Origin of the sequence: Anaerotignum lactatifermentans DSM 14214 (assembly GCF_900142265.1) — a bacterium.
GTDB classification, from domain to species: domain Bacteria; phylum Bacillota; class Clostridia; order Lachnospirales; family Anaerotignaceae; genus Anaerotignum; species Anaerotignum lactatifermentans.
The window spans coordinates 1-13,850 of record NZ_FRAH01000040.1; the positions used below are offsets into that span (position 1 = coordinate 1).

10 protein-coding genes are annotated in these 13,850 nt (G+C 46.2%); 9 read left to right on the forward strand and 1 reads right to left on the reverse strand.

Features of this window, described 5'->3' with window-relative positions:
• Both BUB35_RS11050 and BUB35_RS11055 read left to right on the forward strand, forming a co-directional pair.
• A partial coding sequence (locus BUB35_RS11050; RefSeq protein WP_200777599.1) for a transposase occupies positions 1–187 on the forward strand: 187 nt, incomplete at its 5' end.
• 285 nt (positions 188–472) lie between these two features.
• Positions 473–781, forward strand: a complete 309-nt coding sequence (locus BUB35_RS11055; RefSeq protein ID WP_072851742.1) for a DUF6809 family protein — start codon at positions 473–475, stop codon at positions 779–781.
• A gap of 354 nt (positions 782–1,135) precedes the next feature.
• Here the strand turns inward: BUB35_RS11055 and murC are convergent, their stop codons facing one another.
• Entirely contained in the window at positions 1,136–2,500 is a 1,365-nt protein-coding gene (gene murC / locus BUB35_RS11060; RefSeq protein WP_072851744.1) for a UDP-N-acetylmuramate--L-alanine ligase, read from the reverse strand.
• Between the two features lie 329 nt (positions 2,501–2,829).
• On the opposite strand from murC, the gene BUB35_RS11065 reads away from it, so the two are divergent.
• The 7 genes from BUB35_RS11065 (at position 2,830) to mfd (ending at position 13,821) form a co-directional block, all read left to right on the forward strand.
• Positions 2,830–4,104, forward strand: a complete 1,275-nt coding sequence (locus BUB35_RS11065; protein WP_072851746.1) for a glucose-1-phosphate adenylyltransferase — start codon at positions 2,830–2,832, stop codon at positions 4,102–4,104.
• Positions 4,105–5,223, forward strand: a complete 1,119-nt coding sequence (glgD, locus tag BUB35_RS11070) for a glucose-1-phosphate adenylyltransferase subunit GlgD (RefSeq protein ID WP_072851748.1) — start codon at positions 4,105–4,107, stop codon at positions 5,221–5,223.
• A 280-nt stretch (positions 5,224–5,503) separates the two neighbouring features.
• Complete coding sequence (glmU, locus tag BUB35_RS11075) at positions 5,504–6,880, forward strand: bifunctional UDP-N-acetylglucosamine diphosphorylase/glucosamine-1-phosphate N-acetyltransferase GlmU (protein ID WP_072851750.1); 1,377 nt, start codon at positions 5,504–5,506, stop codon at positions 6,878–6,880.
• Between the two features lie 117 nt (positions 6,881–6,997).
• Complete coding sequence (locus BUB35_RS11080; RefSeq protein ID WP_191343569.1) at positions 6,998–7,957, forward strand: ribose-phosphate diphosphokinase; 960 nt, start codon at positions 6,998–7,000, stop codon at positions 7,955–7,957.
• A gap of 455 nt (positions 7,958–8,412) precedes the next feature.
• Complete coding sequence (locus BUB35_RS11090; RefSeq protein ID WP_072851754.1) at positions 8,413–9,393, forward strand: 2-hydroxyacid dehydrogenase; 981 nt, start codon at positions 8,413–8,415, stop codon at positions 9,391–9,393.
• Between the two features lie 250 nt (positions 9,394–9,643).
• On the forward strand, positions 9,644–10,321 hold the full coding sequence (pth, locus tag BUB35_RS11095; RefSeq protein WP_072851755.1) for an aminoacyl-tRNA hydrolase: 678 nt from the start codon (positions 9,644–9,646) through the stop codon (positions 10,319–10,321).
• Positions 10,318–13,821: a transcription-repair coupling factor gene (mfd, locus tag BUB35_RS11100; protein WP_072851757.1), complete on the forward strand. Its 3,504-nt coding sequence runs from the start codon at positions 10,318–10,320 to the stop codon at positions 13,819–13,821. Before pth ends, mfd begins: the two co-directional genes overlap by 4 nt.
• Positions 13,822–13,850: the final 29 nt, after the last annotated feature.

The following is a 13,850-nucleotide window of genomic DNA, read 5'->3' on the forward strand; positions in this document are numbered from 1 at the left end:
CGCAAACTTAAAGTACAAGTATGGAAATCGACATTTTTGGTGTAGAGGATATTTTGTAGATACAGTAGGCAGATATGAAACGGCAATAAAAGAATACATCAAAAATCAGCTGGAAGATGATATTATGAATGATCAAATAAGTTTAAAGGAATTTACAGACCCGTTCACGGGTGAGCCGGTGAAATAAGGCATAAAAAGTGCTCCCGAGTAGGGGGCAGCCAGAGTTAAAAGTGTGGTTGCCAGACTATTCAATGCCCCCTTTAGGGGGCTACCACAAGAGATAGACCCTTATAGGGTCTGATCAAACCACCCGTTCAACGGGTGGTTTTGATTTTGGAAAAAATGAGGTTATTGGTCATTTGAATTTATAATCAAAAATATGTTATAAAATGTAATATAAAACTTGTGATATACAAAGAGAATGCATATTGATAAAATGGATTTAGAAAATTCTGCATAGGGAGGGAATATCATGAAATCCATTTTACATCAACTCTATGACGGGGAAATTGCCCCATGGGAGCAGTTTGCCACCACATTAACAGACTGTCGTGCCAAGCGGCAGGAGCATCTGCGTCATTATGAATCTCTGCGGCGTACTCTGACGGAGGAACAGCGGAAAGAACTGGAGGAAGTCATGGATGAGCAGTTAGCGTTGTTTCCCTTAGAACAGGCAGAAAGTTTCATCAAGGGGTTTCGTCTGGGGGCAGGTATCATGATAGAAGTCCTTTCTCCGCCAGCAAAGGAGAAGTTTCCTCCCCAGATTTCCACAGAGTTATAAACAACACAGTGGATATTATCCACATAAAAAATTGTGTTTTCCACAGTATAAAATGTGGAAATGTGGATAACTTTTTCATGAGAGTAGAAATAAGGTACGTTTTGTCTGATTTTACTGCCGGATTCCTGTGGAAAGGCAGCTGTTTTCCGAGATACTGCCTGATTTTGTGGAAAACAATCCACATCAAAAATAGAATAAAAAATAGAATATCTGGAATCCTTTTGATTTTAGGATTTCGGTCGCACAGTTTCTCTGCAAGAAAACAGACCCAATCAAAATTTTGTGAAACAAAAAAGCTGAAATCTTTTATATGGCAAAGATTTCAGCTTTCTTTATTTTCTTATGATGTCAAACTTATTTCAGGAAGTTTTCCCCGATTTTGTATACATCCCCTGCGCCTACGGTCATGAGCAGGTCACCGCTCTTGCAGTGTTCCCGGAGATATGCTTCGATGGCTGCGAAATCGCCTACATAACGGGCAGATTTGCCAGTCTGGGCAATGCGGTCTGCCAGCTGTGCTGCACTGACAGTGCCGTCGTCTGTTTCTCTGGCAGCGAAAATGTCCGCAATGATGATTTCATCCGCGTCGCCGAAAGCTTCCCCAAATTCATCAAAGAGGAAACGGGTACGGGAGAAAGTATGAGGCTGGAACACACACCATGTGGTGTTGTGCTGCACATTCTGTGCTGCCGCAAGAGCTGCTTTGATTTCTGTGGGATGATGGGCATAGTCGTCGATGACAGTGATGCCGTCTTTTTTCCCCTTCAGCTGGAAACGGCGCTCTGTACCGGTGTAGTGGTGCAGACCTTTCACGCAGTCCTCAGGCGCTGCCCCAAGGAAAGCGGATGCGCCAATGGCAGCCAGTGCGTTGGTGATGTTGTGTTCCCCGGGAATATGCAGATGTATGGTAGTGAAAAATGCGCCGTTGTGGTATACGTCAAAGCTGTTTCTGCCGTCAGCTTCGTGAACGATGTTTTCTGCACGCCAGTTTGCTTTTTCGCTCAGACCAAATGTTTCCACATGACAGGTCAAGCCGTCTGTCAGTTCTTCCACATTGTCGATCTTTTCGGAAATCGCCAGCAGACCCTTGTCAGGTACTCGCTGGGCGAAGGCGTGGAAAGAACGGCGGATGTTTTCCAGTGTTTTGAAATAATCCAAATGGTCGCTTTCTACGTTCAGGATAATGGCAATGAAAGGATTGAACTGCAAAAAGCTGTCAAAGTATTCGCAGGCTTCCGCCACAAAATAAGGGGAATTGCCGATGCGCAGATTGCTGCCGATGGTGGGCAGGATGCCGCCTACGGTGATGGTAGGGTCTTTTTCTGCTGCCAGCAGGATTTCGGAAACCATGGATGTGGTTGTGGTTTTGCCATGGGTGCCGGATACGGCTACGGAATCATGATATTCGTCCATGATCTGCCCCAGCAGATGGGCGCGATCCATGATTCGGATGCCTTTTTCGTGGGCTGCCCGAAGTTCCGGATTGTCATCATGGATGGCTGCGGTGTATACCACCAGTGTGATGTCATCGGTGATGTTTTCCGCACGATGTCCGAAATTGATGTGGATGCCCAGGCTCTGCAGATGTTTGGTGACAGCTGTTTCCTTTACATCGGTGCCAGATACCTGATGACCGCGGCTGGCAAGAATTTCCGCCAGACCGGACATGCTGATGCCGCCGATGCCGATAAAATAAATATGTTCTTTTGTTTGTGTCATAATCAACCGCCTCTATCGAATTTTATGGATTTGTCAAATTACACAGAATTTCGAATTTATATTGGATTCCATTATAGTATACCAGCGAAGGAATGGCAATTCTTTTGGTTTGCTTTTCTATATTTTATACAGTTTTTTTTGTAAATATTATAAATTTTACAACCTTTTGAAATTGCAATAGCATAAATGTTCATTTTTTTTTAGCGAAAAATCATGAAAATTCATATATTGTGTGTGTTTCTTTTGGACAGATACTATGTTATAATGGGCTTGTATCCTTGTATATACATGTGTACAAGGATGTACATAATAAGCAAGGGGTTGGTAATATGCGTAAAAAAGAGATGATCGCAATGCTTTTAGCGGGCGGACAAGGCAGCCGCCTGGGGATTCTCACACGGAAAGTTGCGAAACCTGCTGTTACTTACGGCGGCAGATTCCGTATCATCGACTTTCCACTCAGTAACTGTATCAATTCCGGCGTGGATACCGTGGGCGTTTTGACCCAGTATCAGCCGCTGCGTCTGAATCAGCACATCGGCATCGGTATTCCCTGGGATCTGGACAAGAAAAACGGCGGTGTAACCATTCTGGCGCCTCATGTCAAAGGCGGAGATTCCGGGGAATGGTTCATGGGGACTGCCAATGCTATCTATCAGAATATCGATTTCATCGACAGCAACAATCCGGAATACGTACTCATCCTTTCTGGGGACCACATTTATAAAATGGACTATTCCCAGATGCTGCGCTTCCATAAGGAAAAAGGCGCGGCAGCAACCATTGCCGTTCTGGAAGTGCCCATGGAAGAAGCAAGCCGCTTTGGTATCATGAACACAGAAGACGACGACAAGATCTATGAATTCGAAGAAAAACCCAAAAATCCAAAGAGCAATCTGGCTTCCATGGGGATTTATATCTTCACATGGAGCAGACTGCGTGAAGCGCTCATTGAGGACAATGCCATCCATGCCGACAGCGATTTCGGGAAACACATCATTCCCAAAATGCTGGAAGAAGGTCAGACCCTCTACGCTTATCGCTTCCGTGGATACTGGAAGGATGTAGGTACCATCGAATCCTATTGGGAATCCAATATGGAATTGATCAAAGCTCTGCCTGAATTTAACCTGTATGAAGATTTCTGGAAGATCTATACCAACAGTGACCATCAGCCGCCGCAGTATACGGCACCTGGCGCGAAGGTAAAAGAATCTCTGGTTTCTGACGGCAGTGAAATTTATGGTGAAGTAAACCATTCCGTTCTGGGACCTGAAGTAGTTGTCAAAGCCGGCGCTGTGGTTAAATATTCCATCATCATGGGCGGCACAGTCATTGAAGAGGGCTGTGTCATCGACCGCTGCATCATTGACGAAAACTGCAAGGTTGCAAAGAACGTACATATGGGTGTGGGCGAAAACATCCCCAACGAAACAAAACCCAATATCTACAACACAGGTATTACCGTTCTGGGCGCAAACACCAGCGTACCGGAAGGTGTTGTCATTGGGAAAAACTGCGTGCTTTACGGCAATACCGTAGCGGAGGATTATCCTGACGGTACCCTGGAAAGCGGCAAATCTGTGATTCGGGAGGGGATTTAAATGAAAGCAATTGGGATTATTCTGGCAGGCGGTAACAACGACGGTCGTCTGGGTGTGCTGACAGAACAGCGTGCTTCTGCGGCTCTGCCCATCGGCAGCTGCTATCGTGCCATCGACTTTACACTGAGCAACATGTCTAACAGCGGTATCGGGAAAGTAGCTGTACTGACACAGTACAACTCCCGTTCTCTCCGTGACCACCTGACATCTTCCAAATGGTGGGATTTCGGCAGAAAACAGGGGGGCTTGTTCGTATTCACACCCTATACCAGCAGCACAGGCAATGACTGGTTCCGCGGCACAGCGGACTCCATTTATCAGAATATGACATATCTGCACCGCAGCAACGAAGAATATGTCATCATCGCTTCCAGCGATTCTGTATACAAAATGGATTATCGTGATGTTCTGCAGTATCATATCGATAAAGGTGCAGACATCACTGTGGTTTATCAGAATATGGAAGGCAAAGACCTGACCCATTTCGGTATCATGCAGATGGATGAAAACAAACGTCTGCTGGGCTTTGAAGAAAAACCCGAACAGGCACAGACCACATCCGCATCTCTGGGTATTTATGTGATCTCCAGAAAACTGCTGATTGATCTGCTGCAGGAAGTGGTGCCTCAGGGTGGCTACGGTCTGGTAAAAGACATCATCATTCCTTACAGCAAGAAACTGAACATCTTTGGTTATGAATTCAAAGGCTACTGGAGCAGCATTGGTACAGGCATCCATGGTTACTTCGAAACCAACATGGACTTCCTGAAAAAAGAAGTGCGTGATGTTTTCGTAAATCAGTATCCTTATATTGAAACAAAACCCAAGGATGAACCTCCTGCAAAATATAACGCAGGGGCAGACGTTACAGACAGTATCGTCGGCAGCGGCGCTATTTTCAATGGCACCGTGGAACACTGCGTGGTATTCCGTAAGGTTTATATCGACGAAGGCGCAGTGGTACGCAATTCCATTTTGATGGAAGGCGTTCGCATCGGCAAAAACTGTGTCGTAGAAAATGCCATCTTGGATAAAGAAGTTTCTATTTCCGAAGGTCAGCAAGTCATCGGTAAATCTTCTGAAGAACCTATCATTCTGAAAAAAGGAACGAAACTGTAATCCTGACATAAAATAAAAAAGGCGGTCGCTTTCAGAAGTGCGCGGATAAAATTCCGGCACAGGCTGGGGGCGGCTGCCGTTTTTTTCGGAAAAACCACAAAGTGCCCCTTCACAGAGATACAAATGTATTTTGTATACGTTTTTTGTGAAAAAGGTATATTGCTTTTTGTGGCGAAAAATGAGAAAATGATACATAGTAATAAAAAGGGGGATTACCCCCTTTTTCAATGGGAATTTATAGAAGATGCGAAAATGGGACATGTTGCGAGAGGAGAAGATTATGGAAAATCTGAAAGCAATCATTTTGGCAGCGGGCGAAGGTACCCGTATGAAATCCAAGAAACCAAAAGTACTCCATGAAATCATGAACAAATCTATGGTGGAGTATGTCATTGACACAGCAAAAGACAGCGGCGCGGAAGCCGTATGCGTTGTGGTTGGTCATCTGGCAGAACAGGTGCAGGCAGCCATCCAGCGGGAAGATGTGTCTTTTGCCCTTCAGACAGAACGCAAAGGCACTGGCCATGCGGTGAAAATGGCTGGCGATTTCATCGAAGACGATAAGGATATGCTGATTCTGTACGGGGATACACCGCTGATCACAGGGGAAACACTGAAAGGTGTTATTGAGGAGCATCGTGCAAAAGAAAATGCTGTAACTGTTGTATCTGCAATGGTAGACGATCCCACAGGATATGGTCGTATCATTCGTGATGAAGCAGGCAATTTTGTAAAGAGCGTAGAACACAAGGACGCTTCCGAAGCGGAACGCGCAGTCAAAGAAATCAATACAGGCATTTATGTATTCCGCGGGGCAGACCTGAAAAACGCTTTGGGCAGACTGAATAACAACAACGCCCAGGGAGAATATTATCTGCCCGACTGTCTGGAAATCCTGCTGGGCGACGGCAAAAACGTTGGCGCATACACAGCAGCAGACGAAAGCGAATTTTTCGGCGTAAACTCCCGTGTGCAGCTGGCAGAAGCGGCTGCCATCCTGAAACGCCGCATCAACCGCAAACATATGGAAAACGGTGTTACCATCGTTGATCCTGAACAGACATATATTGGCAGCGATGTACAGATTGGCAGAGATACTGTGATTCTGCCCGGCTGTGTCATCGAAGGCAAAACCATCATTGGTGAAGACTGTGAAATCGGTCCCAATTCCCGTCTGACAGACATGCAGCTGGCAGACGGCGTGAAATTCCAGACTTCCACAGGGCTGGAATCTTCCATCGGCAGCGGCACAACCGTTGGACCTTTTGCATATATCCGTCCCAACTGCCACATTGGCAACAATGTAAAAGTGGGAGACTTCGTAGAAGTGAAAAATTCCAATATCGGCAATGGCACCAAGATTCCACACCTGTCCTATGTGGGCGATACAGACGCAGGCGAAAAAATCAACTTCGGCTGCGGCAGCATCATGGTCAACTACGATGGGGAAAAGAAACATAGAACCACCATTCACGACCATGTATTCGTTGGCTGCAATGTAAACCTGGTGGCACCTGTTACCATCGAAAAAGATTCTTACATTGCCGCAGGCTCCACCATCACCAGAGATGTGCCTGAAGACGTTCTGGCAGTTGCCAGAGCAAGACAGACCATCATCAAGGGATGGAAGGCAAAACGGGTGCAAAAGAAATCATAAAATCTGTCGATTTGTGTTGAAATTGGCAGAAGATAGGTGTAACATTATAATATAGCGACGTATGCTATTGCAAAGGCGAGAAAAACGTTCAAGAGTAAAAGTAGGGGGATACCAAACATGATTTATTCAACCGGCAGTAATATCAAAGTATTTGCCTGTAATTCCAACCGTGATCTGGCAGAATCCATCGCTAAGAAGCTGGGTCTGAAGTTGGGCGACGCAGAAGTGGAAAAATTCAGCGACGGCGAAATTTCCGTTAAAATCAACGAAACCATCCGTGGCGCTGACGTATTCATCATCCAGTCCACTTCTTATCCTGTAAACGACAACCTGATGGAACTGCTGATCATGATCGATGCTATGAAACGTGCATCCGCAGGCAGAATCACAGCTGTTATGCCTTATTACGGCTACGCTAGACAGGATAGAAAAGCAAGAGCAAGAGATCCCATCAGTGCAAAACTGGTTGCAAACATCCTGACAAGCGCTGGCGCAAACCGTGTGCTGACAATGGACCTGCATTGTGCACAGATTCAGGGCTTCTTCGATATTCCTGTAGATAACCTGGTAGGCAGCCCACTGCTGACAAATTTCTACATCAATAAATATGGCGATGATCTGAAAAACTTTGTTGCAGTTTCTCCCGACCTGGGCAGCGTAACAAGAACAAGAACATTCGCAGAAAGACTGAACATTCCTCTGGCTATCATCGACAAACGCAGACCCAAAGCAAATGTCAGCGAAATCATGAACATCATCGGTGATGTCAAAGGCAAAAAAGTTATCCTGGTTGACGACATGATCGATACAGCAGGTACAATCACAAACGCAGCAAACGCTCTGAAAGAAAGAGGCGCTGTAGAAGTAGACGCTTGCTGTACACATGCTGTACTGAGCGGTCCTGCTATCCATAGAATCCAGGATTCCGCTATCACAGAACTGCTGGTTCTGGATACCATCGAACTGCCTGAAGACAAGAAGATTGACAAGATCACTTCCGTATCTGTTGACGATCTGTTTGCAAACGCTATCAAATGCATCCACGAAGGCGTTTCCATTTCTCAGCTGTTCGACTAAAAAACAGTTTTTTGTCAAAATCTGTAAATTGAACCCACAAAACCACCTTTGCGGTTTGACCGCAAAGGTGGTTTTTTTGTGTAAAAAAAGTTGAAAAAGAAAGATTTTTCAAAAAACCAACTGTGGAAAAAAGTGGTAGAAAAACAACGGAAAAGTTCTGTTTTTTCGCAAAAAAAGCAGGTCTTTTTGAGCCGAAAATATCAGCGGGGAATTATGTCCAAAAAACGGAAAAAGGGTCTGATGGAAACTATATGTTTTTTTGTATACACAAAGAAAAAGCTATTGGCAAAACTTACAATTTTTCGGAAAGTCGGTTGACAAAATAAGTAAAATAGATTATATTGTTAAAAACAAGACAAACAGGTGTGGCAAATATTGATATCCAAAGGGTTTCATACATCCTGTTTGCTATCCATTTTCTACTATTACATCAAAATTTTAGGAGGAATTTAGAAATGAAAATCGCATTTTTTGACACAAAATCCTACTGGAAAGATTCTTTCGCTCCCATGGCTGAAAAATACGGTTATGAAATCACATTCTTCAACGAAAGACTGACACCCGCTACAGCTCATCTGGCAGCTGGTCATGACGCTACATGCTCTTTCGTTAACGACGAAGTTCCCGCAGAAGTTATCCGTGAACTGAAAGATCTGGGTATCAAAGTTCTGCTGCTGCGTTGCGCAGGTTTCGACAGCGTTGATCTGGCAGTTGCTAAAGAATGCGGTCTGCCCGTTCTGAGAGTACCCGCTTACTCTCCTCAGTCTGTAGCAGAACAGGGCGCAGCTCTGCTGATGGCTATCAACAGAAAATGCCACCTGTCCTATCAGAGAACAACAAAATTCAACTTCGATATCGCTGGTCTGACAGGTATCGCTCTGTACGGCAAAACAGCTGGTATCATCGGTACAGGTAAAATCGGTCAGTGCATGATCGACATCCTGAAAGGTTTCGGCATGAACATCATCGCTTATGATGCATTCCCCAACCCTAACCTGGGTCTGGAATATGTAACACTGGATGAACTGTACGCTCGTTCCGATGTTATTTCCATCCATTGCCCTCTGATGCCTGCTACAAGACATATGGTTGACAAAGACGCTTTCGCTAAGATGAAAGACGGCGTAATCTTCATCAACGTAGCTCGTGGCGGTCTGGTTGACTCCGAAGCTCTGGCTGATGCAGTAGAATCCGGCAAAGTTCGTGGCGTAGGTATGGACGTTTGCGAAGTTGAACATGAATACTTCTTCGAAGACAGAAGCAACCTGGAAAAACACGATCCTACACTGGCAAGACTGCTGGCTAACGAAAAAGTTCTGATTTCCGGTCACCAGGCATTCCTGACAGAAGAAGCTCTGGAACAGATGGCTAAAGTTACTCTGGACAACGCAAAAGCTTTCCTGGCTGGCGAAGAACTGGTAAACGAAGTAAAATAATTCCGACTAAAATACTTCCTTCGTGTCAAAAGGAAGACAGACGGGTAAGATCCAAATGGGTCTTACCCGTTTTTTGCGGTTTTTTGTGGAAAAGAGCGGCATTTTTTCTCCTTAGCCTTTTGACGGCAAGCCAAAAGTGTGGTATACTTTCCGCAGTTATAAATCAGTAAGAACAGCTCTAATCTCACCCCCACATGCGTTGAAATTAGGGCTTTGTGTCGTGTGGAAAAGAAATAAGAGGAGAGGAACTATGGGACTTTTTGACCGTTTTAAAAATCAGGAGAAGGGACAGGAATTTTTCGTCATCGCAGGTCTGGGCAATCCCGGACGGGAATACGCAGAAACCAAGCATAATGTTGGTTTTTGTGTCATTGACCGACTGGCGGAGAAATATCATATTGATGTGACCAAGTTTAAACAGAAGGCGCTTATTGGGGATGGCACCATCAATGGGAAGCGGGTACTGCTGGTGAAACCCCAGACATTTATGAACCTCAGCGGGGAAAGCATCCGTGAAATCGTCAATTTCTACAAAATACCTCAGGATCGTTTTGTGGTGATTTACGATGATACTTCCATGCCTGCCGGACAGATTCGTCTGAGAGAAAAAGGCAGTCACGGCGGCCATAATGGCATCCGCAACATTATCCAGCAGATGGGTACAGACGTGTTTTACCGCATCAAAGTGGGTATCGGTGAAAAACCCAATGGATGGGATCTGGCGGATTATGTGCTGGCAAAATTCGACAAGGACGCGATGCCCCTTATGGAAAGCGGCATGGATAAAGCGGTACAGGCGGTGGAACTGATTCTTTCCCGTGGTATGGCAGATGCCATGAACCGCATGAACCAGCGTCCCAAAGCGCCTAAGCCCAAAAAAGAACCTCAGGAAAAGCCTGAGGAAACCAAAAAAGAGGTGGAAGCATGAAAAGCCTGACAGAGCCCCTGTTGGAGCTGGAAAGCTATCAATCATTACTGGATGAAATCCGCAAAGGACATACCCCTGTGTTTGCCACAGGGGTCATTGACGTGGAAAAAAATCATTTGCTTTATGGCGTTCAGGAACATTTGCAGCGCCCCATGGTGATTCTGACTCACAGCGAAGTCCGGGCAAAAGAGATTCTGGAGGATATGCAGTTCTTCACAAAGACAGGTATGTATTATCCCGCAAAAGATATCCTCTTTTACAGCGCCGATGTTCACAGCATGGAAATGAACCGCCAGCGTTTTCTGGTGGTGGAAAAACTGCTGGAAGGGAAATGCCCCCTCATTGTGGCATCTGTGGAAGCACTTCTGGACAGATACCCCAAAAAAGAAGTATTTGCTTCGTTCCTCCTGACATTGCACGTGGGGGAAGTACGGGAACTGACTGACTTAACAAAACAGCTGGTGTTCATGGGCTATGAACGGGCGGAACTGGTGGAAAGCCCCGGACAGTTTGCTGTCCGCGGGGGGATTTTGGACGTATACCCCCTGACAGCAGAGGATGCGGTGCGTATTGAGTTTTGGGATGACGAAATCGACAGCATCCGTACCATGGATGCCCAGAGCCAGCGTTCCGTGGATAAACTCAACACTGTGACCATTTTCCCCATGCGGGAACTGGTTTACGATGAAGAAACAGCAAAAGCAGCGGCAGACAAAATGGAAGCCGATTACAAAAAAGCACTGAAGAAAATGGAAAAAAGCACCGTGGAGGACGGTGTGGAGCGGATGAAGGAGCATATTGGGGAAAATATCGACTTGCTTCGTTCAGAACTGAGCTTTGCTTCTGTGGGTAGTTTCATTAACTACTTCTATGATGATACGGTAAGCCTCCTTTCCTATCTGCCAGAGGACACCATCCTTTGTTTTGATGAACCCCAGCGGCTGGCAGAACACATGGACACCCTGCGGCAGGAATATGAGGAAAGTATGAAAGGCAGAATCGCACAGGGCTTTTTGCTTCCTGCTCAGAGCAAACTCCTTTTCGATTATCTGGATATTCTCCGGCAGGCGGAGGATTTTGACCGTATTCTTTTGGCAGGGATTTCCCAGCGGACACCTCACTTCCAGCCCAAAGCACAGGCAGATTTTGCGGTACGTTCCATTCCTTCTTTCCAGAAACGGGCAGACCTGTTCTGTGAGGAATTGCAGTATCTGAAAAAACAGAATTACCGGATTTTGGTGCTGGCGGGGACAGGTACCCGTGCCCAGAGGATGGCGACGGAATTGACGGAAATGGATGTGCCTGCTGTTTATGTGGATGATTTGGAAAAAGAAATGGTGCCCGGCAGTGTTTGGGTGTCCAAAGGCTCTCTGTCCAAAGGGTTCCAGTATGACTATATCCGTCTGGCTGTCTTTTCCGACAGCGAGATTTTCGGCAAGAGCGGCGAGAAACGGAAGAAGAAAAAGAAGAAAAACGGCGTTGCCATTCAGAGTTTTTCCGACCTGCACATCGGCGATTATGTGGTACACGATAACCACGGCATCGGTGTGTTCCGGGGATTGGAGAAAATCTCCGTGGAAGGTGTCCAGAAGGATTATATGAAAATTTCCTATCGGGATGGGGGCAATCTGTTTGTGCCTGTCAGCCAGATGGATATGATTCAGAAATATATTGGTTCCGGCGGTGCCGCACCCAGACTGAACAAACTGGGGGGACAGGATTGGCTGAAAGCAAAGGCAAAAGCCAGAACTGCCGTGAAGATACTGGCGGAGGACTTGGTTGCCCTCTATGCCAAACGTGCGGCGGCAAAAGGCCATGTGTATGGGGCAGATACTCTGTGGCAGAGGGAATTTGAAGAAGCCTTCCCCTTTGATGAAACAGATGACCAGCTGAACGCCATCGAAGATGTGAAAAAAGATATGGAAAGCGGCAAAGTCATGGATAGACTGGTCTGCGGCGACGTTGGCTATGGCAAAACGGAAGTTGCCATCCGTGCCGCTTTCAAAGCCGTGCAGGATGGAAAACAGGTGGCATATCTGGTGCCTACCACCATTCTGGCACAGCAGCATTACAATACCTTTGTACAGCGTATGTCCGGCTATCCTGTGAAAATCGAACTGCTGTCCCGTTTCCGCACGCCAAAACAGCAGAAAGAAAGTCTGAACGGATTGGAAAAAGGCTTTTCCGATATTGTCATCGGTACCCATCGCATCCTGTCTAAAGACGTGAAGTTTAAGGATTTGGGTCTGGTCATTGTGGACGAGGAACAGCGTTTTGGGGTGGCACATAAGGAAAAACTGAAACGTCTGCGGGAAAATGTGGATGTGCTCACATTGACAGCGACACCTATTCCCAGAACACTGCACATGTCTTTGGCAGGCATCCGTGATATGAGTATTCTGGAGGAACCCCCTCAGGAACGCCGTCCCATCCAGACTTATGTCATGGAAAATAACCCGGAATTTATCCGAGAAGCCATCCACCGGGAATTGAGCCGTGGCGGTCAGGTATTTTATCTTTACAATCGGGTGGAAACCATTGGGGAAGAAGCCTTCCGTGTGCAGAATCTGGCGCCGGAAGCCAATGTTGCCTTTGCCCATGGGCAGATGTCAGAACGGGAACTGGAAAACATCATGCAGGACTTCATCAGCGGCGAAATTGATGTGCTGGTATGTACCACCATCATCGAAACGGGCATGGATATTTCCAATGTGAATACCATCATCATTCAGGATGCCGACCGTATGGGGTTGTCCCAGCTGTACCAGCTTCGTGGGCGTGTAGGCAGAAGCAACCGCACTGCTTATGCTTACCTCATGTACAAACGGGATAAGATGCTGAAAGAAGCGGCGGAAAAACGCCTTCAGACCATTCGGGAATTTACGGAGTTTGGCTCCGGTTTCAAAGTTGCCATGCGTGACCTGGAAATCCGTGGTGCCGGAAACCTTTTGGGTGCGGAACAGCATGGACATATGGAATCTGTTGGTTATGATATGTACTGCCGTCTGCTGGAAGAAGAAGTCCAGAACCTGAAAGGCGAACCTGTGGCAGAAACATTTGAAACCACAGTGGATTTGAATATCAATGCTTATCTGCCTGATTTCTATATCAAAAATCAGGAACAGCGCATGGACTTGTATAAGAAAATCGCCGCTGTCCAGACCATGGAAGAATATTACGACATGCAGGAAGAACTGGAAGACCGTTATGGTGACCTGCCTAAGAGTGTCCAGAACCTGCTGGAAATGGTGCTGCTGAAAGCGGAAGCCCATCGGCTGGGTATTACAGCCATCAACCAGAAGGGCAGCAACATTCTGGTGGAATTCCGTCCAGATGCGCCTTTGGACCCGGAAAAGCTCACAAAGTGCATTGCGGAAAGCCGTGGACGATATCTCTTTACGGCTGGCGCCATGCCTTATGTAACTGTCAGACTGAAAAAGGGCGAGGAAAACAAAGGCGTGCCCTATATTAAAAGTTTATTACAAGGGCTCAAAGCATAGTTTTTTCGGAAAAAAATGTGTATAATAAA